The following is a 26,215-nucleotide window of genomic DNA, read 5'->3' on the forward strand; positions in this document are numbered from 1 at the left end:
GAGACAATATGCTGGAGGTAAAGCTGATTTGCATCGGTAAGCTCAAAGAAAAATATTGGCGCGACGCCGTGCAGGAATACGCAAAGCGACTTTCCGCATTCTGCCGGTTCCAAATCATCGAACTGAACGAAGCGCGCCTGCCGCAGGATCCGAATGCGGCGGAGATTGCAAAGGCGCTCGGCGAGGAATCGAAGGCGATTTTGGCGGCGGCGGGGCGCAGCGCGCTTTACACGCTGTGCATTGAGGGCAAGCTTGTCTCCTCCACGCAGCTCGCGCAGCAGATCGACGCGGCGGCCGTAAACGGGGAGAGCAGCTTAGCGTTTGTTATCGGTTCGTCACACGGGCTGGACGACAGCGTGAAGCAGGGCTCGAAGCGCATTTCCATGTCGCCGATGACGTTTCCGCACCAGCTGGCACGCGTTATGCTGTGCGAGCAGCTGTACCGCGCGTTTTCTATCAACGCGGGCACGAAGTACCACAAATAATTTGAATACGAAAGGTTGAACGACATGATTAAGATCGAACGTACAAGCGTCATGAACTTTGAAAACGCTATCAGAGGCGCACGCAACCCCATGAACAGCTGGGGCCGTATGGACAGCCACACCGAGCCGGACGGCACGTTCGTTTTCGGCGAAAACGACCTGAGCCTTGCAAAACGTCTGTGCAAGGCGGGCACGGATCACCGCAAATTTATCCGACAGATCTTCGTTTCGGTCGACCTCACCGCGCCGATCTACTGGTGGAAGGAATTCGACACGTATAAGGTGGGCACCGTGGCGAACTCCACGAGCACGATGCACAAAATTCAGGCGAAGACGTTTGAAGAAGCGGACTTCAGCTGTGACCGTATGGTGCCCGCGGCAAAGGAGAGCCTGATGCAAACCATTGGCGTGCTGGAAAAGCTGCGCGTGGAATTTGTGGAGACGAAGGACAAAGACCTTTGGTACAGCCTCATTCAGCTTTTGCCTTCGAGCTACAACCAGATGCGCACCTGTACCATGAACTACGAGAACATTGCGAACATGTATTTTGCGCGCCGCCACCACAAGTTGGACGAGTGGCACGTGTTCTGCGCATGGGCAGAGGAACTGCCGTATTTTAAGACGCTGTTTATTGAAAACGACGCGTAAAAAGGCGTAAAATACAGAAGATCGGTAGGTAAAATGCGCTGCCGGTCTTCTTTTTATTTCTAAAATGTGAATTTTTTGAAAAAACTGCCTCATCAGAAGTTTTTTTATTCCAAATCCCTTGACAAATTGCAAAAATAAAAATATACTGATATTACTTTCGACAGAATTAGTTGAAACAATATGGAATATGAAAATTGTCAGGAGGATATAGCATGAAAAGAAAAAAGCCATATATCCGTTTAACGAATTCCGAATTTGCGATGATGCAGCTCCTTTGGGAGGCCGGCCGTCCGTTGAACCGCGCAGAGATCATGGAGATTGCGCTGCGTGACCCGGAGAATCCGCTGTTTGCGAAGAATTCCTTCCACGTTATCATCAACAATCTGATCGGTTACCAGTTCATTGCAGCTTTCATCAACGACGGCCCCGGCAGAAAGAATGCCCGCCGCTTTGCGCCTTTGCTGACCCGCAATGAATATGCCGGTTTGCAGATTGCTACGACTGAGCACTACAAGGCTTCCGATATTCCGGAGATTGTTGCCGCTATCTTTAAGTACACGAAGGACGCGAATAAGGAAGAGCTTCTCCCGAAGATTGAAGAAGCTGTGCGCCGCTGCAAGTAAACGGAAAACAACATGCGCTATGAAGACGGCAGGGGTTGCTCTGTCGTTTTTCTTTTTTACAAGAATTCGACCGGAAAGCGCCTGAATATACAGAATTATATAATTGTATGCAAATTTGATATAATGAGAAGCGAAATTGACGGAACGGATTTTTAAAAAGGGCAATAGTTGTTGCCACAAAAGTACAATCAGTGAGTTTTTATATTACTTTTTCCTGTTATTGCCATAAAGAAAGAAGCGGAGATGCCCTTAAAAACCGGGGCGTCTCCGCTTTTCGCATGCAAGTAGAGTTTAAAGTGTCAGTTTCATGCCGTCGTAGGAGATTTCGATGTCGTGCGGCGCGGCAAGCTCCACGAGCTCGTCATACAGAAGATGACCGTTGTGCGAGAAGTGGTTCATCACGCAGTGCGTGTGTTTGTCAACAATACCGAGCGCTTCGAGCTCCTCCTTGAGGCGGATGACCTCCGGTGCGCCCATGTGCGTGCTTTTAAAGCCGCAGTCTTCATAGCCGAGCGTAGTGTCGAAGCTGAAAAGATCGGCGGGCTTTTTCTGCGCCTTGAGGTAATCCCACACCTCTGGAAAATAGTAGCCGCTGTCGTGCATATAAAAGACAGATTTATCCTCGCGTGTATCGACAATGTGGTACACGAACGGCTGGTGCGAGGGGTTCATGTGGTTTGCGGGCAGCGGCGTTACACGGTAGGGACCGGCTTCCACGGTCTTAAACGGCTTTAAGATGTGCCAGTGCATGGCGCTGTCGCTTTTTTCGTCAATTTCCCAATCGGCACAGCGGCGGAAATAATCGTAGGTCTCCTGTGCGCAGTAGATTTCAAGCTCGGGGCTGATCATCTCAAGGCTGTAAACGGAGCCGCGCACGGTGAGCTCCTGCGGGTAGAAATGATCCATGTGAAAGTGTGTGACGAACAGATACTTCACACGGCTGAGATCGAGATGATTCATGAGCTTGTGCATGTAGGTATCCGGCGGCAGGTCGAGCAGAAGATCGTCGTTGACGATAGCCTGTGAGCGTGTGCGGATGTTTTTGCCGCCGAGGCGCTGCGCCTCTAAGCAATATTTGCAGCGGCAGAATACGGCAGGCCAGCCCTCTGCGGCGGCGGTGCCAAGATATTGAAACTGCATTTTGTACCTCCCAAATCGAGAATAGACTTTTCTATTTGATTATACGGGCGAAAGAACGGAAAAACAAGGGTAATTCCGTACAAGAAAAACGTCGTGCAGTACCGCACATAGCACAATGAAAAACGCCTAAAGCGTTTCAGCCTTAGGCGTTTGCCGGAAAACGGAGATTTTTATGCGTCGATCTTCATGTCGCCGTCCTTGACCCAGCCGATCTTGCGGAAGATGAGATCAAAGACAAAAGAAAGCACAGCCGGGAGCACGAAGCAGATGAGCACAAGGCCCATCCAGTCCATAGCAGTGACGGCTGTTTTGGCACCGGCAGCGATGTCGTTCAGCCAGCCGGTATAAACGCCGATCTGCCCCACAAGGCCGCAGGTACCCATGCCGCTGGAGATCGGTGCGCCGTTCATCTGCATGCCGAAAATGCATGTCGCGATGGGGCCCGTCACAGCGGAAGCAAGCGTAGGCGCAAGCCAGATGCGCGGGTTCTTGATGATGTTCGGCACCTGCAGCATGGAAGTGCCGATGCCCTGCGCAAAGAAGCCGCCCCAGCCGTTATCGCGGAAGCTGATGACCGCAAAGCCGATCATCTGCGCACAGCAGCCTGCAACGGCCGCGCCGCCCGCAAGGCCCGTTAAACCGAGCGCCGCGCAGATGGCCGCGCTGGAGATTGGCAGCGTCAATGCAACGCCGACGATGACGGAAACGAGAATGCCCATGAGGAACGGCTGCTGGGTGGTTGCCCACATGATAAGGTTGCCCACGCTGGAAGCCGCCGTGCCGATGTACGGCGCGAATAAGTACGCAAGGCCGCAGCCTGAAAAAATGGTGACGAGCGGCGTGACGATGATGTCTACCTTCGTCTTTTTGCTGACGAGCTTACCGAACTCTGCCGCGATGATGGCGAGCACGAGCACCGCGAGAGGACCGCCTGCGCCGCCGAGCGCGTTTGCCGCGCCGCCGACTGCGACGAGCGAGAACAGTACGAGCGGGGGCGCCTGCAGCGCGTAGCCGATGGCGACCGCCATAGCGGGACCGGCTGCGGACTTTGCATACCCGCCAATCTCATCGAGCAGCGGAATGTTAAGCTGTGTGCCGAGCGTGGAAATGATGGTGCCGATGAGCAGGGAAGCAAAAAGCCCCTGTGCCATGGCGCTCATGGCATCGATAAAGTAGCGGTGCAGATACACCTTGACTTTGCTTTCTTTTTTGGAAGAAGTTCCCTCCATTTTTGTTCAATCCTTTCTTTTTACGGAGCGCGAAAGGTTCTCCGGCGCTCCTGGGTTTTACGCAAACATGCGCTGCGCAGAATACGCGAGAAAGAATCTATATTGACTATGTTGCCGTCTGCCTCTGTCCGTTTTCGGAAGAACGCTGCGCCGCCGGGGGGTTCCCGGGCTATTTGGTCACAGCGGCCGCGTAATGGCGGTACATCGGCAGGCGGCCGTTTGGGTTATACGTTAAAGAATACCACAAAATTCCCCTGTTTGCAAGGCGGCTGCAAAAAGACGGAGTTTTCCATAGTTTCCTTTGCAATCGGAGGCGAAATATGGTATACTATATTACTGAGCGGATTACGGTTTAGACCGAAAGGAAATTTATACAGATGCGTATTAAACGCGTGGGAAACCGCGCGCGGAGAGGAGTTATAAGATGGAAAACAAAAAGTATGTCATCGGCGCTGACATCGGCGGCACGACGGTGAAGCTTGGTTTATTTGAGGAAGACGGCACTTTGCTTGAAAAGTGGGAGATTCCGACCGTGATTGAGGGCGACGGCACGGCGGTGCTGCGTGATATTGCGGCGGAAATTCAAAAGTGCAGAGAAAAGCACAACATTCCCGCAGACGGCATTTTGGGCGTGGGCGCGGGCATCCCCGGGCCGGTGACGGCGGACGGTGTGGTGCACCGCTGCGTGAACCTCGGCTGGGGCGTATTTGATGTGCGCACGGCGCTGGAAGAGACCGTAGGGCTGCCGGTTGTGGTCGTGAACGACGCGAATGCTGCGGCGATGGGTGAAGCCTGGAAAGGCGGCGGCCGTGGCAGCGAGAACGTGGTATTCATCACGCTCGGCACGGGTGTCGGCGGCGCGGTCATTTCGGATGGACGCATGGTGGCAGGCGCAAACGGCGCGGCGGGTGAGTTCGGCCACATGACGATCAACCCCGCGGAGACGGAGACGTGCGCGTGCGGCCGCCGCGGCTGCGTGCAGCAGTACGTTTCGGCTTCGGGCATTGCGAGACTGGCACGAAAATACCTTGCCGAACACGAGGGAGAAAGCGCTTTGCGGAGTGTCGAGAAGCTCACAACAAAAGACGTGTTCGATGCCGCTAAAAACGGAGACAGCGCTGCAAACGCAATCTTAGAGAATGTGTACGATGCGTTCGGCTACACCATCTCTGCCGTGTGCACGGTGGCAGATCCCGAGGTCGTCGTCATCGGCGGCGGTGTCTCGAAAGCGGGCGAGATGCTCGTAGAAGGCGTGAAGAAAGGCTTCTTGAAATACGTATTTTACCCGAACACCGACGTTCGGTTCAACTTGGCCGTGCTCGGCAACGACGCCGGCATTTACGGCTGCTGCAAGCTGCTTTTGGACAGCCTTGCGTGATAAGAACGGAAAGGATAGGGAGAAATGGATAATTCCAAAACGGAGCTGTTTGAATCGATGCCGATCCCGAAGGCGGTCGTAACGCTTTCGGTGCCGTCGGTCATCAGCTCGCTTGTGATGGTCATTTACAGCCTTGCCGATACGTTCTTTGTCGGTATGATGAACGACCCGGTGCAGAACGCCGCTGTTACGCTGGCGGCACCGCTTCTGTTGGCGTTCAATGCCGTCAACAACCTGTTCGGCATCGGCAGCTCCAGCATGATGAGCCGCGCACTCGGACGTAAAGACTACGATACCGTGTACCGCAGCTCGGCGTTCGGATTTTACGCGTCTTTGATTTGCAGCCTGCTGTTTTCTTTGCTGTACGGCGTATTGCAGTCGCCGATCTTGGTGATGCTCGGCGCGAATGCCGAAACGATACAGGCAACGGCGGATTATTTGTTCTGGACTGTGCTGCTCGGCTCCGCGCCGTCCATTTTGAACGTCGTGCTGGCGTACCTTGTGCGCGCGGAGGGCTCTTCGCTGCACGCGAGCATCGGCACCATGTGCGGCTGCCTGCTGAACATTGTGCTGGACCCGATTTTCATTCTGCCGTGGGGCCTGAACCTCGGCGCAGCGGGCGCGGGCTGCGCGACCTGCCTTTCCAACACGGTTGCATGCCTCTACTTCTTCGTGCTGCTGTTCGTGAAGCGCGGCAAGACATACGTGTGCATCAAGCCCTCCATGTTCCGCCCATCGAAACAGATTGTCAAGGGCGTGTGCGGCGTGGGCATCCCGGCTTCCATCCAGAACCTTTTGAATGTGACCGGCATGACCATTCTTAACAACTTTACGTCCGCGTATGGCTCTGACCCGGTGGCGGCTATGGGCATCGCGCAGCGCGTCAACATGGTGCCGTTCCAGATTGCAATGGGCTTTTCGCAGGGCATTATGCCGCTGATCAGTTATAACTACGCGAGCGGCAATATCAAGCGCATGAAAAAAACGTTTACATTTACGGCGAAAATTTCGCTTGGCTTTATTCTGGCCGTGATGCTGACGTTCGTGGTTGCGGCGGAGCCGATCATCTCTATGTTCATGAAGAACGAGAGCATCGTCGCGTACGGCGCGGCGTTCCTGCGTGGCTTCTGCTTTGCGCTGCCATTCTTGTGCATCGATTTCCTCGCGCTGGGCGTGTTCCAGTCGTGCGGTATGGGTATGAAATCGTTCATATTCGCTGTTGTGCGTAAGATCGTGCTGGAGATTCCCGCGTTGTTTGTGCTGAATTGGCTGTTCCCGCTGTACGGCCTTGCGTATGCGCAGTTCGTCGCAGAGCTGATCCTCGGTACCATCGCCGTTGTCGTGCTTGTGCGAATGTTCCGCAGGCTCGAAAGAGAACATGCCGCACCGTATGTGAGCGATTCGGAAAGCGTGAAATAAGATTTGAAAAAGGAACGGTTTGTACACCGTTCCTTTTTGCATACACCGAAAATAACGCTTGACTTTTTGCTTTCTATCCGTTATTATGAAAATAGTAATTATTATTATTATTTTGATAGGAGGAGCAAAATGAATAACAAAGCGTTTTATAATTTGACATACGGCGTGTTTTTGTTGGCGACAAAAGCGGGGGAAAAGGCGAACGCCTGCATTGTGAATACCGGCGTGCAGGTCGCGGGGAGCCCTGTGCGCGTGGCGGTTTCTGTGCTGAATACGAATTACACCTGCGCGCTTATTAAGGAAAGCGGGCGGTTTACGTTGAGCGCGTTGGATGACAGCTGTTCGTTTGAGACCATTAAGCACTTCGGTATGCAGAGCGGTCGCGACGTCGATAAGCTGGACAGCCTGCCGATGCCGACAGACGAAAGTGGCGTACCGTATCTGAACTGGAGCACCTGCGCGCGGTTCAGCGGCAAGGTGACGCACAGTGTTGACCTCGGCACGCATACGCTGTTCATTGCAGAGGTGACGGAAGCCGAGGTGTGCAGCGACCGCGCTCCGCTGACCTATGCGGATTACCAGAATAAGCTGAAGCCGAAGTCGGAGAAGGTCGAGCGAGAGCAGAAGATCGTCGGCTGGCGGTGCAAAATTTGCGGGTATGTGTATGAGGGCAGCGCACTGCCGGAGGACTACGCATGTCCGTTGTGCGGGCACGGAACGGATGATTTTGAGCCGGTTTATGAAGAGTAAAGGAAAAAGGAACGGTTTGTACGCCGTTCCTTTTTGCATGTCCTATTAAGATTTACAGCGATATTTCACGGGTGTGAAGAGCGAACGGTGTAAAGCCCGGTGTTTCCTTACCGAATGGCTTTTTGCTTATCTGCAATGCGCAGGAAGAGGAAGCCGAGCGCAAAGAACACTGCGAGACATGCCACCGCCACGTTGATGGTGCCGCCTGCAAGCTTTACGGCTGCGATGACCGCAGAGCCGAGGAAGGACGCGCCTTTTGAGAAAATATCGTAGATACCGAAGTATTCGCCGGAGTTTTCCGCCGGGATGATCTTGGAGTAATACGAGCGCGAGAGCGACTGGATGGAGCCCTGGAAGCAGCCGATGAAGAACGCCAGAATCGCGAAGTGCAGGAGACTGCTGAGCATGAGCGCGTACAGCGCGATGCCGAAATAGCCCGCAATACAAACGAGAATGAGCGTGACGGTGTTGTATTTTTTCGAGAGCTTTGCGAAGACGAGCGAGCCTCCAAACGCAACGACCTGCGTTGCGAGCAGGAAGACGACCTGACCGACCGTGTTGAGGTTCAGGTCTGTGCCGATATTGATGGCGTTATCGATGATGGTGCCCACGCCGTCTATGTACAGGAAGAATGCGATGAGGAAGAACAGCACCTTTTTGTCGTGCGTCGCGATGTTTTTGAGGGTGTGGAAGATTTCCGCGAACGCCTTGCGGATATCATGCCCCTCGGTTTCCACATAGTTGCGCTGCTTAAAGCCGCGAATGAGAGGAATGGTGACGAGCAGCCACCACACGGCAGTCACCGTGAAGCCGATGCCTTTAGAGAGCATATCCGGCAGCACGCCGACCATATCGGGCCCAAGCACATAGGCGATGAGCGCGATGAGAAACGGGATGCACGAGCCGATGTATCCCCATGCAAAGCCGTAGGACGAAACCTCGTCCATGCGTTCTTCGCTGGTGATGTCGTTCAGCATGGAATCATAGATGGTCAGCGACGCACTGTAACAAATCTTCGTGAACACAAAAAGGATGAGGAACAGCAGCCAGCCGGTGATGAAGCCGTTTAAAATGCAGCCGAAAATGCCGAGCGCTGCCGCGGTGGTGAACAGCACCTTTTTCTTATCTTTGTGGTCGGCGAGCACGCCGAAGATCGGCCCTAAAAGCGCCACGACAACGGTGACGACCGCCACGGCGATGGAATAATACGCCGTTGCCTGATGCGAGTTGATCTGTCCCGGCGCAGTGCCGATGGCGAGACTCTTGAACCAGATAGGGATGAGCGAGCAGGAGAGCATGGTGAACGCGGAGTTGCCCACGTCGTAGAGCACCCATGCGAATTCCTGTTCCGTCAGCCCGCGGAAGACCTTGAGCCGGTTGAGTGCGTGAAAAATTGATTTCATGTGAAGACCTTACTTTCTTTTTAAAATCAGGTGCGTGCTTTCGGTCTTACATTGTAGCGCCGCCCTGTTAAATCCGTGATGTCGGTTTGTAAAGGGGAGGAAAATTATGCACTCCTCTTTGTCCGTTGTGCCTCTTTAAGCTTTACAAAAATTATCACTGTGTCTATTTTATCATAGATACGAACAAAATGCTATAAAATTATTTTTGCATCGATAGAAATTCGGGCAGAATATAATACAATATATACAAAAAGAGCGGGGGGAACCTCGCTCTTTTCGAATTTATATGTATGGTTTATGTATCGAGGCGCTCTAAATCGGCGCAGATGCGGTCGATGATCTCGTTCTGCATCATGTCGGGCGTGAGGGTCTGCTCGTTTAATGCGGGGGCGTAGTCCTTTTCGTTCCACCATCTGCGCATTTCCTTTTCGCCGAACTCCGTGCGCTTGTCCTTCGTTTGGTGGCGGCGGAGCGTCTCCTCAAACGGGAGGTCAAAATAGTACGCGCAGATGTTTTCGCCGTAGAGCGCTTTTGCGGCATCGAAAAGCGGGGTGTACCATCGGCTGTTCAAAATGCCTTCTAAAATGACGAGCTCGTTGTGCGCGTGGCCGTACTCAAGCAGCATGATGAGCACGTCGTTTGCGCGGGTGCCCGCACCGTCGTTCGTCTTTAAGATGTCGCGGCGGATGACATCTTGGGACAGCAGCATGGTGTTTTTGCCGAACTTTTCCTGTAAAGCTCTTGCGATGGTCGTTTTGCCGCTGCCGCTGTTGCCGCGCAGGGTGATGAGTTTTTTCATGGGGTGCTCCTTTTAAATTGCTTTATGATTATGACAGCTTGCGCCTTTACGACCCCGTAGAGCGGTAATGGCGCACGCCGAATTTCCAAAAGAGATAGCACGGGATAATAAACACGCAGGCGATGACGGGCAAAAGCATCGCGCGGGCGTCGTTGTGGCGGCCGATGAGGTACATCAGCGGGTAATACTGCACGAGCGCATAGGGCACGATGTAGGTGCAAAACGTCAGTACGCCTTTGCCGTAGATGGAAAGCGGGTAGCGCCCGTGCTCGCGCATACCGTTTGTTAAAATATTGATGAACTCGAGTCCCTCTAATGTGAAAAAGCATAGCCCGGCGAAGATCAAATACACGCCTGCAAAAAGCACGATGCCGCCTAAAATCATGAAAATGAGCGTCATAACGCGCGCGGCGCACTAATCGATTGGGCAGTTTTGAAGCGCCCAGATCAGCAGGAAAATCGCCATAATGCCCTTGCCGAAGCGCTCTAAATCCATGCGGCTGCACAGGACGAGGAAAACCTCGTTGCGCGGGCGCACCAGAACGCGGTCGAACTCGCCGTCCCCGATCATGCGGTCAAACGTATCAAACCCACGGAAGAACAGCTCCGCGAGCGAGAAGGATAACAGCACGATGGCGTAGCAGAGCGAAACCTCGGTGTACGTGAAGCCGTCCACCTGCTTAAATCGCATGAACATGAACTGCACGCCCCAAAAGCATGTGAGCGGTATAAATAGCTGCGCCAGTACGGAAAGCAAGAACGAAGCCTTGTACTGCATTGCTTTCTTGATGTGGATAGACAGAAATTCAAAGTATAGTTTCATAGATGACCCCTTTCTTTGTATACTGTAAAACACGAACGATTTGCCGGGCAGCGGAACGACTTGTCGTTCCGTTTATCCTCCCTGAATCACTACCCGCTTCAGCGCATTTTTCATGAGGGTGTGACCGCCGAGCACCAGGACGAGCAGCCAGAAGATTTGTAAGCCTACGGCGAAAGCGGCGTTCGTGCCGGCAATATCGCCGCTGTACACGCGGTACGGCACGTTGCTTGTGGCAGCGAAGGGGGTCAGCTCGCAGATTCTGCGCAGCGTAGGCGGGAAGAACGGCAGCGGCACTACGCCGCCGCAGAGAAAATCTGCCAGTGTGAGCAGCAGGGAGCGCAACCCGGTGGAAGAAAGGGTGTACATGGTGAGGACATAGATGAGCAGCGTGAACGCCGTGCTGTTCAATGCGCCCAGCACCATGGTGAGCAAAAATAGAAAGAATGTGGGTAAATCTGTGGGCGCGGTCAAGTTATAGCCTACGGGCAGAAGCGCCGCAACGACTAAGATTGGCATGGCGCGCAATGCAACCTTGGAAATACGACCGGAGAGAGATTTCGTGTACCACATGGCGTAGAGGTCGACGGGGCGGCACAGCGAATACGAGATGCTGCCGGAGGTGATTTCCTCCAAAATGTCGCCGTCCAAGACCCATGAGGCGAACATAGCTAAAAACGCCTGCTGTATCCATGTGTAGTTGACGGCCGCCTGCAAGGTCATCGGAAAAGCGGTGGGGTCGCTGCGGTAAAACGCGTGGTAGGCGAAGATGATCAAAAAGCCCCACGCAAATTGCGTGGAGATGCCTGCCAATGCCGCTGCGCGGTACTGCAAGCCCGTCACACAGCGCAGGCGGAAAAACGAAATGTATTTTTTAAGTTTCACGGCGCACCTCAAATATCAAACTGTTTGTAGAGCGCCGCGAGCGTTTCGTCAATCTGCCCGCTGCCGCCGCGCCGAATGTCGTCGAGTGTGCCGTCTAATAAAATGCGCCCTTTGCCGATGAGCAGGACGCGCTGCGCCAAGGCTTCCACGTCCTGCATGTCGTGCGTCGTTAAAATGACCGTGGTGCCGCGGCGCTTGTTCATATCAAGCACGAATTCGCGCACGGCGATCTTCGATACCGCGTCGAGCCCGATGGTAGGTTCATCCAAAAACAAGATGCGCGGGTCGTGCAGCAGGGAGGCGGCGATCTCGCACCGCATACGCTGCCCGAGCGACAGGCTGCGCGCCGGGGTCTTTAAGAGCTCCGATAAATTCAGAAGGTCGGTTAAATCCCGTAAATTTCGCTTGTAAACATCTTCGGTCACGGCGTAAATGTCGCGGATAAGCTCGAATGAATCAATGACGGGCACGTCCCACCATAATTGACTGCGCTGCCCGAACACAACGCCGATCTGCGAAACATGCGCGCGGCGGTCTTTCCACGGCACGCGCCCGTCGATGACGCAGGTGCCGCTGTCCGGCGTTAAAATGCCGGAGAGAATTTTGATGGTGCTGCTTTTTCCGGCACCGTTTGGGCCAATATAGCCCACGGCCTCGCCGTCTTCAATACGGAAGGAAACATCGTTTAGGGCGTGAATTTCTTCGTACTCGCGGCTGAAAAATGCTTTTGCGGCGTTTTTAAAGCCTGCGTTTCGTTTTCGCACGCGGAAGGTCTTTTGTAAATGCTCTGCCTGAATCATAGTTTACTCCTCTTTTCCGTTAACGGTACGGACTTTCGGGCTAATGCGAACACAGAAACTGAAACACGGGCTATCAGTTTAATATAATTTTCATAAAATGTCAATAATTTGCACAAAAAATCCTAAAATCCTATTACAAAAAGTGAAGTTATGGCGAAGACACTTTTTTCGGTATCTTTACATATAAACAGGAATTTGGCACTGTGGAGCCGGAAATGCTAAAAGAAGCTTCAAAACGGATGCCGACCGGGAAGAATTCGCACATTCACAAAGTATTTACAAATTTTGGTGTTGACATTTCCTGACCTTTGCAGTATAGTATAGACAAGGGTTAGCACTCGGGAACATAGAGTGCTAAAACCTGAGAGGTGCAAGTATGGAACTGACAAAACGCAAACAAAATATACTTGCCTCGATCGTAGACGGATACATTCGCACGGGCGAGCCGGTGGGCTCCAAGTCCATTGCGGAAAAAGCAGGTGTTTCTTCCGCAACGGTGCGCAACGAGATGGCAGAGCTTACGGAGCTGGGGCTTTTGGAACAGCCGCACACCTCCGCGGGGCGTGTGCCTTCACAGGAGGGCTACCGCGAGTTCGTAGATGCGCTGATGCAGCCGGAAACGTTAACGGAAGCCGAAAAGCTTACGATAGACGCGATGCTTGCAAAGAGCGCGTTTGACCCGGAACGATTATTGCGTGGCGCGGCGAAAACGCTGGCGGCTTCTACACGGTACCTTGCGTTGAGCACCACGCCGAGCGGCGCGGATGCAAAGATTAAGGCGGTGCAGTTCGTGCAGACGAGCCGCCGCACCGCAATGCTCATTATGATGAGCAGCGCAGGTACCATGAAAAACAAGGTGTTTCACTGCGACTTTGATCTTTCAAACGAGATTATGCGCATTTTCTTCCGCGTGCTCAACGAGCGCGTGACAGGGCGCGACGTGGCGGAGATCAACCGGGCATTTGTGCAAAACCTTGCGATCTCGCTGGGTGATATGGCAATTTTGATGTCGCCGGCGCTGGCGGCGCTTTTGGAAGTGGCGCTTGAAACGATGCAGACGGAAATTTCCGTAAGCGGTCAGATGAACCTGCTGTTCTACCCGGAATACAAGCTTGGCGGTGCACGCCGGGTGATGGATATTCTGGAAAGACGGGAGCTTTTGACAGAACTTCTCGCAGGCAAGCAGAACCGCACACAGATCAAGATCGGCACAGAGACCGGGCAGAACGCCTTGGCGGAATCGTCGGTCATTTGCTCACGGTACAGCGTGAACGGCAGAGATGCCGGCGCGGTCGCCGTGATCGGCCCGATGCGGATGCAGTACGCACACGTCGCGGCACAAACAGCATATGTCGCAGATCGTGTAGGCGAAATGCTTACGCGCATCATGCGGGAAGAATAGAGAAAGGAGCGTTGCCAGATGGCAGAGGAAAAGAAGCCTGTTCAGGAACCCGAGCAGGAAGCGAATACCGAGCCGGCAGAGGAATCTGCAAAGGCTGCGGAAAAGGAGAAAAAGAAAAAGAAGAGCGAGAAGATTCCGAAAGAGGATTACGACCGCTTGCAGGCGGAGTTCGACAGCCACAAGCAGCAGCACCTGCGCGTGCTTGCCGAGTACGATAACTTCCGCAAGCGTTCCGCAAACGAAAAGAACGCCGTTTACAATAACGCCGTTTCCGATACAATCAACGCGATTTTGCCGGTGGCCGATAATATCGACCGTGCACTGGCACAGGAAAATGTCTCCGCAGAGGATATGAAAAAAGGCGTTGAGATGATTGCAAACCAATTTAAGGCGAGCTTTGAAAAGCTTGGCATCCGAGAAGTCGGTCAGGTTGGCGAGCCGTTTGACCCGGCGCTGCACAACGCGGTGGCGCACATTGAAAGCGACGAGCTTGGCGAAAACGTCATTTCGGCGGTGTTCCAGAAGGGCTACATGCTGGGCGATAAGGTCGTAAGACACGCCATGGTACAGGTAGCAAACTAAATCAGCAAATATCCATTTATATAGTAATTCAGAATTCACACACTCATTTGAGTTAAAGGAAGGTAATTGATATGGCAAAGACAATTGGTATTGACCTTGGTACAACAAACTCTTGCGTAGCGGTTATTGAAGGCGGCGAGCCGGTCGTTATCGCAAACGCAGAAGGCGCAAGAACCACCCCGTCTGTCGTGGCATTCTCCAAGACAGGCGAGCGCATGGTCGGTCAGGTCGCAAAGCGTCAGGCGATTACGAACCCGGACCGCACGATCTCCTCTATTAAGAGAGAGATGGGCACAGATCACAAGGTGACGATCGACGGTAAGAGCTACACCCCGCAGGAAATCTCCGCAATGATCCTCCAGAAGCTGAAGGGCGACGCGGAAGCTTACCTCGGCGAGAGCGTTACGAGCGCAGTTATCACCGTTCCGGCGTACTTCACGGACGCACAGCGTCAGGCAACGAAGGACGCAGGCAAGATCGCGGGCCTCGATGTAAAGCGTATCATCAACGAGCCGACGGCAGCAGCACTGTCCTACGGTATCGATAAGGAAGACGACCAGAAGATCATGGTTTATGACCTCGGCGGCGGTACGTTCGATGTTTCCATCATTGAGATGGGCGACGGCGTACAGGAGGTTCTGGCTACGGCCGGCAATAACCGCCTTGGCGGCGACGACTTTGATAAGCGCGTCATGGATTGGATCATCAACAGCTTCAAGGTTTCCGACGGCATCGACCTTTCCGGCGATAAGATGGCTATGCAGCGTATTAAGGAAGCGGCAGAGAAGGCAAAAATCGAGCTTTCCGGCATGACGAGCGCTTCCATCAACCTGCCGTTCATCACGGCGGATGCGACCGGCCCGAAGCACCTTGACCTCACGCTCTCCAGAGCAAAGTTCAACGAGCTCACCGCAGACCTCGTTGAGAAGACCATGGGCCCGGTTCGTCAAGCACTGAGCGACTCCGGCCTCTCCATCGGTGAGATCAACAAGGTTCTCATGGTCGGCGGTTCCTCCAGAATTCCGGCTGTTCAGGAAGCAGTTAAGAAGCTTATCGGCAAAGAGCCGTTCAAGGGCATCAACCCGGACGAATGCGTTGCAATCGGCGCCGCACTTCAGGCAGGCGTTCTCGGCGGCGAAGTTCAGGGCTTGCTGTTGCTTGACGTTACTCCGCTTTCTCTCGGTGTTGAGACCATGGGCGGTGTGATGACGAAGATCATCGACAGAAACACCACTATCCCGACCAAGAAGAGCCAGATTTTCTCCACGGCGGCTGATGGTCAGACGCAGGTTGAGGTCAACGTTCTGCAGGGCGAGCGTGAATTTGCACGCGATAACAAGCAGCTGGGTCTCTTTAAGCTCGACGGCATCGCTCCGGCTCCGCGCGGCATCCCCCAGATTGAAGTTACATTTGACATCGACGCAAACGGCATCGTAAATGTTTCCGCTAAGGATCTCGGTACCGGTAAGGAACAGCACATCACGATTTCTTCTTCCTCCAACATGAGCAAGGAAGACATCGATAAGGCTGTTAAGGCGGCTGAGCAGTTTGCAGAGGAAGACAAGAAGCGCCGTGAAGAGGTTGAGACGAAGAACAACGCAGAGAACCTCTGCTACCAGGCGGAGAAGCTCGTAAACGAGAGCGGCGACAAGCTGGAAGAGGCGGACAAGACCGAAGTGAACAACAAGGTTGCAGCTCTGAAGACCACCATGCAGAACGGCACGGTCGAGGAGATCAAGTCCGGCATGGATGAGCTGCAGAAGGCGATTTACGCGGTTAGTGAGAAGCTGTATAAGGCAAGTGCACCGCAGCAGGGCGAGCAGGCAGCCCCGGGCGCAAACCCGCAGCAGGGCGGCCAGAACCCGAACGGTGACGTTTACGACGCAGACTACAAGGACGTCGATTAAGTTTTATAAATGACACGTTCAAAAGTGCAAGGGGAGCCGAAAGGCGTCCCTTGCCTTTTGGAGTTTGCGAGGAGATGACAGCGGATGGCGGACAACAAAAGAGATTATTATGAAGTGCTTGGGGTCGATAAGAGCGCATCAGACGATGTGATTAAAAAGGCGTACCGCAAGCTTGCAAAGCAATACCACCCGGACTTGAATCCCGGAGATAAAAATGCGGAAGCGAAGTTTAAGGAAGTCAACGAAGCGTATGAGGTACTTTCTGATAAAGACAAGAAGGTGCGCTACGACCAGTTCGGCTTTGCGGGCGTAGACCCGAACTTCGGCGGCGGCGCGGGCGGCGGAAATCCGTATGCCGGCGGCGCAGGCGGTTTTGATTTTACCGATATTTTCGACAGCTTCTTCGGTGGCGGTTTCGGGGGCGGCGGACGCCGTGCGAACCCGAACGCACCGCGCCGCGGCAGTGACGTAGAGGCAAGCGTCACCCTTTCGTTTGAGGAAGCGGCAAAGGGCTGCAAGAAAAATGTGACCTACCACCAGATCGAAAATTGCCCGGATTGCAACGGCTCCGGCGCGGCTAAGGGCACAAGCCCCAAGACCTGCCCGAACTGCGGCGGCTCCGGCCAGGTGCGCATCAACCAGCGCACACCGTTCGGCGTGGTGCAGTCCACAAGCACGTGCGACCGCTGCCACGGCAGAGGCCAGATTGTCGATACCCCGTGCAAAACGTGCGACGGCAAGGGTAAGATCCGCCGCCAGAAGACGATCGAGATTTCCGTTCCGGCGGGTATCGATGACGATCAGATTCTGAATGTCGGCGGCAAGGGCAATGCCGGTTCCAACGGCGGTCCGAACGGCGACCTGCACGTATACATTACAGTTCGTCCGCATGCCATTTTCACGCGCCGCGGCAACGACGTTTGGTGCGATATGCCAATCACGTTCACGCAGGCTGCACTCGGCGCGGAAGTCACGGTGCCGACGCTCGACGGTAAGGTGAGCTACACCGTACACGAGGGCACGCAGCCGGGCGACGTGTTCAAGCTCAAGGGCAAGGGTATTCAGAGCATCAACGGCAGAGGACGCGGCGACCAGTACGTGCGCGTAACCGTTGAAGTGCCGAAAAACCTGAGCAAGCGCCAAAAAGAGCTTTTGCAGGAATTTGAACAGAATGCCGACGAAAAGAACTATCAGAAGCGTAAAAGCTTCTTCGGCAAGATCAAAGACCTGTTTGAAGACTAAACACATGAAAGTTTAAAGTATCCTCCGTTCTGTACAGAGCGGGGGATATTTTGCTATATAAGCTCTTTACATTTTCAACTTTGCGCTCGTTGTACAGCTTGGTATCGACATTTTGGCGCTGCCTGACAATTTTCGTGCATTTTTTGTTGCAATCCGGTGCGCTTTGGACTATAATAAATAGCAGAAATCAACAAATGGAGGTTGATAAAATTGAAAAAGAGAATATTTGCGCTGTGCAGCGCCTTGCTGCTCAGCCTGACTGTGTTCGCGGGCTGCGGATCAAAACCGACGGAGGAGAGCGCCGCAAGCGAGCCGGAAGCGACTGCCACGGCTGCTCCGACGGCAGAGGCGGAATCTTCCGCAGCAGAGAGCACCGCAGCACCCACGGAAGCACCTTCCGCGGAACCGGCGAATGTGAACCTGCTCACCGGCCTGCCGACCTTGACGGACGGCGCCATCGGCAAACGTCCTGTCGCCGTAATGGTGAATAACGTAGACGCTGCCCTGCCGCAATATGGCATCTCCGCCGCAGATCTTGTTTTTGAGTTACCGGTGGAATACGACCTGACCCGTTTGATGGCCGTTTATGGGGATTATACCCAAATTCCCGAGGTTTGTTCCATTCGCAGCTGCCGATACTATTATCCGATTTTGGCAGTTGGTTTTGATGCAATTTATGTAAACTGGGGCATGAATGAGTCTGTTGCGCGCCCTACAGTCAACAGCATGGATATCGATCAGTATGACGGCGATGAATATGGCCTCGGTGATTGCTTCGGCAGAGATAAGGCGCGTTATGAAAGCGGTTATGCGTGGGAACACACCGGTGTATTTCATGGGCCGAATTTCCCGAGTGTTTTGGAAAAAGATAAAGTGCGCACCGATTTAAAAGAGGACAAAACAGGTACAGCTTTTAATTTTGTTGAAATGGATAAAAATGCCGTACCGAACGGCGAAGATGCCCAAAAGGTGCGTGTGGATTTCGGTGCAAATTACAGTGTTTTTACTTATGATGAAGAAAATCATGAATACCTCAAGAACTTTAAAGATAGCCCGCATATGGACGGCATTTCCAAAGAACAGCTCAAGTTTGAAAATGTGATCGTTCTTGAGACGGAGATCAAGCCATATCCCGGTGACGAAGTGATCAAGTATGTGGATTGGGAAGGCGGCGAAAATGCAAAGGGCTACTATATTTCCGAGGGCAAAATGGTGCCGATTACTTGGTCTAAGGCCGGTATGTATGACCCGCTGAAGTTCTTTGATGCGAACGGCAACGAGTTGCAGCTCAATCGCGGTAAGTCCTACATTGCGTTCACCTATGCGGGAAACTGCAAGGTTGAAGGGTAAAAGTTAAGAAAACAGACAAAAAGAGCTATCTGACTTCTCTAACAGAAATCAGATAGCTCTTTATTCTTGGATAATCTAAAATGTTGCCATTTTGTTGTCACGGAGCAATTCCCGGGCACAAAAGTCCAGCTTTTTCAAGGCTTTTTGACCTTTCGGGTATTACTCAAATTCGATCGTTGCCGGGGGTTTGCCGGTGCAGTCGTAGAGGACGCGGTTGACGTGCTGGACCTCGTTGACGATGCGGCTGGTGACGGTTTGGAGCAGGCTCCACGGAATCTCGGCGGCTTCGGCCGTCATGAAATCGGTGGTGGTCACGGCGCGCAAGGCCACGGCATAGTCGTAGGTGCGCTCATCGCCCATAACGCCCACACTGCGCATGTTGGTCAGCGCGGCGTAGTACTGGCTGATGCTCTTATCGAGACCGGCTTTTGCGATCTCCTCGCGCCAGATGGCGTCGGCTTCCTGCACCATCTTGACCTTATCCGGCGTGACTTCGCCGATGATGCGGATGGCAAGGCCGGGGCCGGGGAACGGCTGGCGGCTGACGAGGTATTCCGGCAGACCCAGCTCACGTCCGGCCTGGCGTGTCTCGTCCTTAAAGAGGTCACGCAGCGGCTCGACGATCTCCTTGAAATCGACGTAATCCGGCAGACCGCCTACATTGTGGTGCGACTTGATGACGGTGCTTTCGCCGCCGAGGCCGCTTTCCACGACGTCGGGGTAGATGGTGCCCTGCGCGAGGAAATCGACGGTGCCAATCTTCTTTGCTTCTTCTTCAAAGACGCGGATGAACTCTTCGCCGATGATCTTGCGCTTTTTCTCCGGTTCGGATACGCCGGCGAGCTTATCGTAGAAGCGCTGGCGAGCGTTGACGCAGACGAAATTGAGCTCGAACTGGCCGTTCGGGCCGAAGACCTCGCAGACTTCTTCCATCTCGTTCTTGCGCAGCAGGCCGTGGTCGACGAATACGCAGGTGAGCTGCTTGCCGACGGCTTTAGAGAGCATGGCTGCCGCAACGGAGGAATCAACACCGCCGGAAAGGGCGCACAGCACTTTGCCGTCGCCAATCTTCTCACGCAGCGCCTTGACGCTCGTCTCGACGAAGGAGCCCATTTTCCAGTCGCCCTTGCAGCCGCAGACGTTGTAGACAAAGTTGTGCAGCATCGTCTTGCCTTCCGGCGTGTGGAGCACTTCCGGATGGAACTGGAAGCCGTAGAGGTTCTTTTCCGGCAGCTCGATGGCGGCGACCGGACAGTTATCGGTATACGCGGAGATTGTGAAGCCTGTGGGCGCGGTCTCGGCGTAGTCGTTGTGGCTCATCCAGCAAATGGTCTCCGGGCTGACGTTCTCAAAGACCTTGGACTTGGTATCGACGTGAACCAGCGTTTTGCCGTATTCACGCTCCGGCGCCTTGCAGACATGACCGCCGAGCAGATGCGTCATGAGCTGGAAGCCGTAGCAAAGTCCGAGCACGGGGATACCGAGATCGAAAATCGCGGGATCAATGGTCGGCGCACCGTCGACGTAAACGCTGTTCGGGCCGCCGGTGAAGATGATGCCCTTGGGGTTCTGTGCGCGAATGGCGTCAAGACCCACGCGGTAGGACACGATCTCGCAGTATACATTGCACTCGCGGACGCGGCGTGCGACCAGCTGGTTATACTGTCCGCCGAAGTCCACTACGAGCACTTTTTCGTTTTGTGGCATATTACACCCTGCCTTCCTGAATTTAAAACGTTGGTTCAACGATTGAATACAATTCTATTTTACTCCACTGTGACAGATTTTGCAAGATTGCGCGGCTTATCAATATCGCAGCCCTTCATGGAGGCGACATAGTACGCAAACAGCTGCATTGGGATGACTGAGAGGGAGGGGAGCATAAACGATGCGGTCTTCGGAATGTAGAACACCATATCCGTCTGCCCGGCAATCTCTTTTTTGTCTTCCGTCGCAACACCCAGCACGACAGCGCCGCGCGCCTTAACCTCTTTGATATTCGACATCATTTTATCAAAGAGGCGGGCGTCGGTCGCAAGCGCGATGACAAGCGTGCCGTCTTCGATGAGGGAGATCGGGCCGTGCTTGAGCTCGCCCGCGGCGTAGGCCTCGGAGTGAATGTAGGAAATCTCCTTGAGTTTGAGGGAAGCCTCCAGAGACGCGGCGTAATCGACATTGCGGCCGATGAAGTACATGTCGCTCGCGTTGAAATACTTGGAGGCAAAGAACTGAATATTCTCCTTGTGCTTCAGCATTTCGTCAATCTGCTCCGGCAGCTTTTCGAGCGCCGCGATGTATGCACTGAGCTGCTCCTGCGTGAATTTGCCGAGCTGCTCGCCGATGTACAGCGCCAGAAGATAAATGACCGCAAGCTGCGTGCTGTATGCTTTTGTGGACGCGACGGAGATTTCCGGGCCTGCCCACGTATACAGCACGTCGTCCGATTCGGTTGCAATGGTGCTGCCGACAACGTTCACGACGGAGAGCACACGACAGCCCGCACGCTTCGCTTCGCGCAGCGCCGCCAGCGTATCGGCGGTCTCGCCGGACTGGCTGATGATGATCATGAGCGTGTTTTCGTTGAGGATCGGGTCGCGGTAACGGAACTCAGATGCAACATCCACTTCGACCGGGATGCGCAGCAGTTCTTCAAACGCGTACTTTGCCACGACGCCCACGTGGTACGCCGTGCCGCACGCCACGATGTTGATTTTTGTGAAGCGGCGCAGCTCCTCAGCGGTCAAGGTGATGTCATCAAGCACGATGTGCCCGTTGCGGATACGCGGTGTAATGGTATCACGCACGGCTTTCGGCTGCTCGAAGATCTCCTTCATCATGAAATGCTCAAAGCCGCCCTTTTCGGCCGCTTCAATATCCCACTCGATGTGCTCAATCTCTTTTTCGACCGGCTCACCGTCTGCGTTATAGAACTTCACGCCGTCGCGGGTGAGCTCTGCAATTTCGTTATCTTTTAAGCGGCAGATCTCACGCGTCTTTGATAAGATCGCGGGAATGTCGGACGCGATGAAATTTTCGCCCTGCCCGATGCCGATGATGAGCGGGCTGTCCTTGCGTACCGCGTAGATGCAGTCCGGGTGGTCGGCACTGATGATGCCGAGCGCATAGCTGCCCTCCACCTTGGAGATGACCTTTTCAATCGTCTCCAGAATGTCGCCCTTATCGTAGTATTCGAGCATCTGCGCGACAACCTCCGTATCGGTTTCCGATACGAACTGTATGCCGCGGCGCATGAGGTGCTGCTTGAGGTAGAGATAATTCTCGATGATGCCGTTATGCACAACGGCAAAACGACCGCCCTCGCTCACCTGCGGGTGCGAGTTCACATCGCTCGGTGCGCCGTGCGTCGCCCAGCGCGTGTGGCCGATGCCGAGCGTACCGGTCAGTGCTTTGCCGCCGTCCAACAGGTCGCTCAGCACGCGCAGCCGGCCTTTCGATTTTACAACTTTCAATCCGACTTCCGTGAAGACTGCTACACCTGCGGAGTCATATCCGCGGTATTCCAACTTTTCCAACCCCTGCAAGAGAACGGGTACTGCTTGATCGTTACCGATATAACCGACGATTCCGCACATATCCTAAACCATCCTTTCAGAATTTACAACTCAAAATTGGTTATTCTTTGTACAGTGAAAATATAACTGTATTTAATGATTTGCATGCAAAGTAGGGGAAAGCAGGCGGCTTGGGGCTGCCTGCTTTCTTAGAATGTTTTAAATTAGCGATACATGATGTCTTCGCGGGCAGGGCCGTTCGAAACCATGCAGACCGGAACACCGAGGTGCTTTTCGGCAAACTCGACGTAATGACGTGCGTTCTCCGGGAGATCCTCGAACTTCTTGATGCCGCGGATGTCGCATTTCCAACCCGGGAGCTTCTCGAAAATCGGCTTGCAGCGCTTGAGCTCCGTAGTGGTCGGGAAGTAATCAATCTGCTTGCCGTCGAGCTCGTAGCCGACGCAGACCGGAATCTCATCGAGATAGCCGAGTGCATCAAGTACGGTCATGGCAACGCCGGTTGCGCCCTGCACCTGGCACCCATAGCGGGCTGCAACGAGGTCGAGCCAGCCAACACGACGCGGACGGCCGGTGGTAGCACCGTACTCGCCCTTATCGCCGCCGCGCTTTCTCAGCTCTTCCGCTTCATCGCCGAAAATCTCGGAAACGAATTCGCCTGCGCCGACAGCGCTGGAATACGCCTTAACGACCGTGTAAATCTCTTTGATCTCATACGGCGGGATGCCGCCTGCGCCGACAGCGCCGAAGCCGGCGACCGGGGAGGAGGAGGTGACCATCGGATAAATGCCGAGGTCCGGGTCCTTCAGGGAGCCGAGCTGACCCTCGAGCAGAATGGTTTTGCCTTCCTTAACGGCGTTGTGGAGAATGGTGAATGTATCGGCCACATACGGCGCGATGAGTTCCTTGTACTCCATGAGCTTTGCGTAAATCTCTTCGCGGTCGAGCGGCTCTACCTTATAAAGGTTGGTGTAGAGTACATTCTTGAGATCGAGCACATGGTCAATCTTCTCCATCAGGTCCTCTTTGCTGCCGAACAGCTCACTGACCTGAAAGCCGATCTTTGCGTACTTATCGGAATAGAACGGTGCGATGCCGCTCTTGGTGGAACCAAAGGACTTAGAAGCCAGACGAGCTTCTTCCATGCCATCCAGTGCTTTGTGGTACGGCATAACGATCTGGCAGCGGTTGGAGATGAGGATGTTCGGCATCGGAACGCCCTGTTCCGTTACAGCCTTGAGCTCGTCGATGAAGTTTTCAACGGAGAGCGCAACGCCGTTGCCAATGATATTGAGGATGTTCTTTCTAAAAATACCGGAGGGCAGCTGATGCAGAGCAAAGCGACCGTAATTGGTGATGATCGTGTGGCCGGCGTTGCTGCCGCCCTGGAAACGAACAACGATATCGGAATCTTCTGCCAGAATATCGGTGATTTTGCCTTTTCCTTCGTCGCCCCAGCAGGCGCCGACAATTGCTTTTACCATAATAGTTCAAGCCTTTCTAATATATTATATATATTTATTTCCTCCCAAAGCCGTTTAAAACGGCGGGGTGAATTACAGATTGATCTCTGCGGTTTCTGTTTCGGTGTCTGCATAGCGATCGAGGATCGGCTTTACGACATCGTGAAGGAAAATTTCGGTCTGGCGCGGTGCGCGGCCGACATACTTGTGCGGGTCTACGATGCCCTTGAGCTCGTCGAGTGTGACGCCGAAGATCGGGTCGTTTGCGATGCGCTCCAGAAGGTCGTTTTCACCGCCCTCTTCCTTAATGACCTTAGAGGCTGCCATGGAGTGCACGCGCACGTGCTCGTGCAGCTCCTGACGGTCTGCGCCGCGCTTTGCGGCGTCCATCATGATGTTTTCCGTCGCCATGAACGGCAGCTCGCGGCGGAGGTGCTGCTCGATGACCTTCGGGTAAACCACAAGGCCGTCCGCAACGTTCATTACAAGGTTCAGGATCGCGTCGGTCGCAAGGAAAGCTTCCGGCACGCTGATGCGCTTGTTCGCGGAGTCGTCCAGCGTGCGCTCAAACCACTGCGTAGAAGCGGTAATCGCCGGGTTCAGCGCGTCTACGACAATGTAGCGTGCAAGGGAGGCGATACGCTCGCTGCGCATCGGGTTGCGCTTATACGCCATGGCGGAGGAACCGATCTGGTTCTTCTCAAACGGCTCTTCCACTTCCTTCAGATGCTGCAGAAGACGGATGTCGTTCGAGAATTTTGCGGCGCTCTGCGCGATGCAGCTCAAAACGTTCAGCATCTGGCTGTCAAGCTTACGCGGGTAGGTCTGGCCGGAGACGGCAAAGCAGCTCTCATAGCCCATTTTCTCGGCGATTTTCGCGTCGATCTTTGCGGCCATTTCATCGTTGCCGTCGAAAAGCTCAAGGAAGCTTGCCTGTGTGCCCGTGGTGCCCTTGGAGCCGAGCAGCTTCGCTTTGCTGAGCTGATACTCTACGTCTTCAAGGTCCATCAGAAACTCCTGCATCCACAGCGTGGCGCGCTTGCCCACGGTGGTCGGCTGTGCCGGCTGGAAGTGGGTGAAGGCGAGCGTGGGCAGGTCTTTATATTCTTCCGCAAAATGGGAAAGAATGCGGATGACATTGACGAGCTTCTTCCTAACAATCTTCATGGCTTCCGTCATGATGATGATGTCGGTGTTGTCGCCGACATAGCAGCTTGTTGCGCCGAGGTGGATGATGCCGGCAGCCTTCGGGCACTGCTGTCCGTAGGCATACACATGGCTCATCACGTCGTGGCGCACAAGGCGCTCGCGCTCTTCGGCGACTTCATAGTTGATGTCCTCGGCGTGTGCCTTCAGCTCATCGACCTGTTCCTGCGTGACCGGCAGACCGAGCTCCATTTCGCTCTCTGCAAGCGCGATCCAAAGGCGGCGCCAGGTCTTGAACTTCATGTCCGGCGAAAACAGGTACTTCATCTCTTTGTCGGCATAGCGGGAGGACAAGGGGGATTCATACGTATCTTTCATGTTTATCTTTTCCTTTAATCAAATAAATAACAAACGGAGAATGCGGCAATAAACCGCGTAAACGGAGCCTCCGCGTTTTCGGGGACTCCGTTTCGTTATATGCTCTACAGTCAGTTCAGGCCGATGCGCTTCATCATTTCGGCATAAGCCTCTTCCACACCGCCCATGTCGCGGCGGAAACGGTCCTTATCGAGCTTTTCATGGGTGTTGATGTCCCAGAAGCGGCAGGTATCCGGGGAAATCTCGTCTGCGAGGATAATCTCGCCGTCGGAGGTCTTGCCGAATTCGATCTTGAAGTCGATGAGGTCAACGCCGATGCTCTTGAAGAACTCCAGCATGAGCTCGTTGACCTTCAGAGCCATCGAGCTGATCTTATCAATCTCCTCCTGCGTTGCAAAGCCGGCAGCGAGGATATGGTAATTGTTGACCATCGGGTCGCCGAGATCGTCGTTCTTGTAGCAGAACTCCAGGACCGGTACGCGCATGGGGGTGCCTTCCTCAAGGCCGAGGCGCTTAGAGAGACTGCCGGCTGCCTTGTTGCGGACGATGACTTCGAGCGGAACGATGCTGACCTTGCGCACGACGGTGTCGCGGTCGGAAAGCTCTTCTACAAAGTGGGTCTTGATGCCGTGCTTTTCAAGCAGCTGGAACATGAAGTTGGACATACGGTTGTTGACAACGCCTTTGCCGACGATGGTGCCCTTCTTGAGGCCGTTGAACGCGGTCGCGTCATCTTTATAGGAAACGATGCAATAATCCGGGTTCTCCGTTGCGTAAACTTTCTTTGCTTTGCCCTCGTAGAGTAATTCGGTCTTCTGCATAATACATTACCA

22 protein-coding genes and 1 pseudogene are annotated in these 26,215 nt (G+C 54.0%); 11 read left to right on the top strand and 12 right to left on the bottom strand.

Features of this window, described 5'->3' with window-relative positions; all coding sequences use genetic code 11:
- The first annotated feature begins 8 nt into the window (after positions 1-8).
- The 3 genes from rlmH to ACLTX1_RS00195 all read left to right on the top strand — a co-directional run bounded on the left by rlmH (position 9) and on the right by ACLTX1_RS00195 (position 1,756).
- Positions 9-485 carry a 23S rRNA (pseudouridine(1915)-N(3))-methyltransferase RlmH gene (gene rlmH / locus ACLTX1_RS00185; RefSeq protein ID WP_176821466.1) on the top strand — a complete coding sequence of 159 codons (477 nt, stop codon included), beginning with the start codon at positions 9-11 and terminating at the stop codon, positions 483-485.
- A gap of 24 nt (positions 486-509) precedes the next feature.
- Positions 510-1,133: a hypothetical protein gene (locus ACLTX1_RS00190; protein WP_176821467.1), complete on the top strand. Its 624-nt coding sequence runs from the start codon at positions 510-512 to the stop codon at positions 1,131-1,133.
- Between the two features lie 212 nt (positions 1,134-1,345).
- Positions 1,346-1,756 (top strand): helix-turn-helix domain-containing protein, encoded by a 411-nt coding sequence (locus ACLTX1_RS00195; RefSeq protein ID WP_308448753.1) that lies wholly within the window; start codon positions 1,346-1,348, stop codon positions 1,754-1,756.
- Between the two features lie 291 nt (positions 1,757-2,047).
- On the opposite strand, the gene ACLTX1_RS00200 is transcribed toward ACLTX1_RS00195, so the two are convergent.
- Both ACLTX1_RS00200 and ACLTX1_RS00205 read right to left on the bottom strand, forming a co-directional pair.
- On the bottom strand, positions 2,048-2,896 hold the full coding sequence (locus tag ACLTX1_RS00200; protein WP_412330309.1) for an MBL fold metallo-hydrolase: 849 nt from the start codon (positions 2,894-2,896) through the stop codon (positions 2,048-2,050).
- Between the two features lie 170 nt (positions 2,897-3,066).
- A complete protein-coding gene (locus ACLTX1_RS00205; RefSeq protein ID WP_412330310.1) occupies positions 3,067-4,125 on the bottom strand; it encodes a PTS transporter subunit IIC in 1,059 nt (352 codons plus the stop codon).
- 424 nt (positions 4,126-4,549) lie between these two features.
- Here ACLTX1_RS00205 and ACLTX1_RS00210 point away from each other — a divergent pair, with 424 nt between their 5' ends.
- The 3 genes from ACLTX1_RS00210 to ACLTX1_RS00220 all read left to right on the top strand — a co-directional run bounded on the left by ACLTX1_RS00210 (position 4,550) and on the right by ACLTX1_RS00220 (position 7,672).
- Positions 4,550-5,503 carry an ROK family glucokinase gene (locus ACLTX1_RS00210; protein ID WP_308448750.1) on the top strand — a complete coding sequence of 318 codons (954 nt, stop codon included), beginning with the start codon at positions 4,550-4,552 and terminating at the stop codon, positions 5,501-5,503.
- A 24-nt stretch (positions 5,504-5,527) separates the two neighbouring features.
- The gene (locus ACLTX1_RS00215; protein ID WP_308448749.1) at positions 5,528-6,922 is read left to right on the top strand and encodes an MATE family efflux transporter; all 1,395 of its coding nucleotides are present in this window, start codon (positions 5,528-5,530) and stop codon (positions 6,920-6,922) included.
- Positions 6,923-7,051: 129 nt separating this feature from the next.
- Complete coding sequence (locus ACLTX1_RS00220; RefSeq protein WP_308448748.1) at positions 7,052-7,672, top strand: flavin reductase; 621 nt, start codon at positions 7,052-7,054, stop codon at positions 7,670-7,672.
- Between the two features lie 107 nt (positions 7,673-7,779).
- Here ACLTX1_RS00220 and ACLTX1_RS00225 read toward each other — a convergent pair whose 3' ends face one another.
- From ACLTX1_RS00225 to ACLTX1_RS00245, 5 genes and pseudogenes are all read right to left on the bottom strand, one after another.
- Entirely contained in the window at positions 7,780-9,075 is a 1,296-nt protein-coding gene (locus ACLTX1_RS00225) for an MFS transporter (RefSeq protein ID WP_308448747.1), read from the bottom strand.
- 295 nt (positions 9,076-9,370) lie between these two features.
- Positions 9,371-9,874: a kinase gene (locus ACLTX1_RS00230; protein ID WP_412330311.1), complete on the bottom strand. Its 504-nt coding sequence runs from the start codon at positions 9,872-9,874 to the stop codon at positions 9,371-9,373.
- Positions 9,875-9,920: 46 nt separating this feature from the next.
- Positions 9,921-10,697, bottom strand: a pseudogene (locus tag ACLTX1_RS00235) (ABC transporter permease).
- Positions 10,698-10,769: 72 nt separating this feature from the next.
- Positions 10,770-11,579: an ABC transporter permease gene (locus tag ACLTX1_RS00240; protein ID WP_412330312.1), complete on the bottom strand. Its 810-nt coding sequence runs from the start codon at positions 11,577-11,579 to the stop codon at positions 10,770-10,772.
- Positions 11,580-11,587: 8 nt separating this feature from the next.
- Positions 11,588-12,379, bottom strand: coding sequence for an ATP-binding cassette domain-containing protein (locus tag ACLTX1_RS00245; RefSeq protein WP_176820114.1), 792 nt, complete (start codon positions 12,377-12,379; stop codon positions 11,588-11,590).
- Between the two features lie 376 nt (positions 12,380-12,755).
- Here ACLTX1_RS00245 and hrcA point away from each other — a divergent pair, with 376 nt between their 5' ends.
- From hrcA to ACLTX1_RS00270, 5 genes are all read left to right on the top strand, one after another.
- Positions 12,756-13,781 carry a heat-inducible transcriptional repressor HrcA gene (gene hrcA / locus ACLTX1_RS00250; RefSeq protein ID WP_395591632.1) on the top strand — a complete coding sequence of 342 codons (1,026 nt, stop codon included), beginning with the start codon at positions 12,756-12,758 and terminating at the stop codon, positions 13,779-13,781.
- Between the two features lie 18 nt (positions 13,782-13,799).
- On the top strand, positions 13,800-14,363 hold the full coding sequence (gene grpE / locus ACLTX1_RS00255) for a nucleotide exchange factor GrpE (protein WP_176820116.1): 564 nt from the start codon (positions 13,800-13,802) through the stop codon (positions 14,361-14,363).
- Positions 14,364-14,434: 71 nt separating this feature from the next.
- Positions 14,435-16,270 (top strand): molecular chaperone DnaK, encoded by a 1,836-nt coding sequence (gene dnaK, locus ACLTX1_RS00260; protein WP_176820117.1) that lies wholly within the window; start codon positions 14,435-14,437, stop codon positions 16,268-16,270.
- 84 nt (positions 16,271-16,354) lie between these two features.
- Positions 16,355-17,512, top strand: a complete 1,158-nt coding sequence (gene dnaJ, locus ACLTX1_RS00265) for a molecular chaperone DnaJ (RefSeq protein ID WP_308448742.1) — start codon at positions 16,355-16,357, stop codon at positions 17,510-17,512.
- Positions 17,513-17,722: 210 nt separating this feature from the next.
- Positions 17,723-18,862: a DUF3048 domain-containing protein gene (locus tag ACLTX1_RS00270; RefSeq protein WP_308448741.1), complete on the top strand. Its 1,140-nt coding sequence runs from the start codon at positions 17,723-17,725 to the stop codon at positions 18,860-18,862.
- A 159-nt stretch (positions 18,863-19,021) separates the two neighbouring features.
- Here ACLTX1_RS00270 and guaA read toward each other — a convergent pair whose 3' ends face one another.
- The 5 genes from guaA to purC all read right to left on the bottom strand — a co-directional run bounded on the left by guaA (position 19,022) and on the right by purC (position 26,203).
- A complete protein-coding gene (guaA, locus tag ACLTX1_RS00275; protein ID WP_412330313.1) occupies positions 19,022-20,569 on the bottom strand; it encodes a glutamine-hydrolyzing GMP synthase in 1,548 nt (515 codons plus the stop codon).
- 59 nt (positions 20,570-20,628) lie between these two features.
- Positions 20,629-22,455, bottom strand: coding sequence for a glutamine--fructose-6-phosphate transaminase (isomerizing) (gene glmS / locus ACLTX1_RS00280; protein ID WP_412330314.1), 1,827 nt, complete (start codon positions 22,453-22,455; stop codon positions 20,629-20,631).
- Positions 22,456-22,598: 143 nt separating this feature from the next.
- Positions 22,599-23,879 (bottom strand): adenylosuccinate synthase, encoded by a 1,281-nt coding sequence (locus ACLTX1_RS00285; protein WP_176821347.1) that lies wholly within the window; start codon positions 23,877-23,879, stop codon positions 22,599-22,601.
- 72 nt (positions 23,880-23,951) lie between these two features.
- Entirely contained in the window at positions 23,952-25,382 is a 1,431-nt protein-coding gene (gene purB / locus ACLTX1_RS00290) for an adenylosuccinate lyase (RefSeq protein ID WP_412330315.1), read from the bottom strand.
- A 110-nt stretch (positions 25,383-25,492) separates the two neighbouring features.
- The gene (gene purC, locus ACLTX1_RS00295; protein WP_176821349.1) at positions 25,493-26,203 is read right to left on the bottom strand and encodes a phosphoribosylaminoimidazolesuccinocarboxamide synthase; all 711 of its coding nucleotides are present in this window, start codon (positions 26,201-26,203) and stop codon (positions 25,493-25,495) included.
- Positions 26,204-26,215: the final 12 nt, after the last annotated feature.

Origin of the sequence: Hominenteromicrobium sp., assembly GCF_046974225.1 — a bacterium.
GTDB classification, from domain to species: Bacteria; Bacillota; Clostridia; order Oscillospirales; family Acutalibacteraceae; genus Hominenteromicrobium; species Hominenteromicrobium mulieris.

Bases quoted from the DNA above. Each gene is read 5' to 3' on its own strand.
- ACLTX1_RS00245 (WP_176820114.1), bottom strand. From the start codon at position 12,379: ATGATTCAGGCAGAGCATTTACAAAAGACCTTCCGCGTGCGAAAACGA.
- ACLTX1_RS00225 (WP_308448747.1), bottom strand. From the start codon at position 9,075: ATGAAATCAATTTTTCACGCACTCAACCGGCTCAAGGTCTTCCGCGGG.
- hrcA (WP_395591632.1), top strand. From the start codon at position 12,756: ATGGAACTGACAAAACGCAAACAAAATATACTTGCCTCGATCGTAGAC.
- grpE (WP_176820116.1), top strand. From the start codon at position 13,800: ATGGCAGAGGAAAAGAAGCCTGTTCAGGAACCCGAGCAGGAAGCGAAT.
- ACLTX1_RS00205 (WP_412330310.1), bottom strand. From the start codon at position 4,125: ATGGAGGGAACTTCTTCCAAAAAAGAAAGCAAAGTCAAGGTGTATCTG.
- ACLTX1_RS00220 (WP_308448748.1), top strand. From the start codon at position 7,052: ATGAATAACAAAGCGTTTTATAATTTGACATACGGCGTGTTTTTGTTG.
- dnaJ (WP_308448742.1), top strand. From the start codon at position 16,355: ATGGCGGACAACAAAAGAGATTATTATGAAGTGCTTGGGGTCGATAAG.
- ACLTX1_RS00190 (WP_176821467.1), top strand. From the start codon at position 510: ATGATTAAGATCGAACGTACAAGCGTCATGAACTTTGAAAACGCTATC.
- ACLTX1_RS00285 (WP_176821347.1), bottom strand. From the start codon at position 23,879: ATGGTAAAAGCAATTGTCGGCGCCTGCTGGGGCGACGAAGGAAAAGGC.
- purC (WP_176821349.1), bottom strand. From the start codon at position 26,203: ATGCAGAAGACCGAATTACTCTACGAGGGCAAAGCAAAGAAAGTTTAC.
- glmS (WP_412330314.1), bottom strand. From the start codon at position 22,455: ATGTGCGGAATCGTCGGTTATATCGGTAACGATCAAGCAGTACCCGTT.
- guaA (WP_412330313.1), bottom strand. From the start codon at position 20,569: ATGCCACAAAACGAAAAAGTGCTCGTAGTGGACTTCGGCGGACAGTAT.
- ACLTX1_RS00210 (WP_308448750.1), top strand. From the start codon at position 4,550: ATGGAAAACAAAAAGTATGTCATCGGCGCTGACATCGGCGGCACGACG.
- purB (WP_412330315.1), bottom strand. From the start codon at position 25,382: ATGAAAGATACGTATGAATCCCCCTTGTCCTCCCGCTATGCCGACAAA.
- ACLTX1_RS00230 (WP_412330311.1), bottom strand. From the start codon at position 9,874: ATGAAAAAACTCATCACCCTGCGCGGCAACAGCGGCAGCGGCAAAACG.
- ACLTX1_RS00195 (WP_308448753.1), top strand. From the start codon at position 1,346: ATGAAAAGAAAAAAGCCATATATCCGTTTAACGAATTCCGAATTTGCG.
- rlmH (WP_176821466.1), top strand. From the start codon at position 9: ATGCTGGAGGTAAAGCTGATTTGCATCGGTAAGCTCAAAGAAAAATAT.
- ACLTX1_RS00215 (WP_308448749.1), top strand. From the start codon at position 5,528: ATGGATAATTCCAAAACGGAGCTGTTTGAATCGATGCCGATCCCGAAG.
- ACLTX1_RS00200 (WP_412330309.1), bottom strand. From the start codon at position 2,896: ATGCAGTTTCAATATCTTGGCACCGCCGCCGCAGAGGGCTGGCCTGCC.
- dnaK (WP_176820117.1), top strand. From the start codon at position 14,435: ATGGCAAAGACAATTGGTATTGACCTTGGTACAACAAACTCTTGCGTA.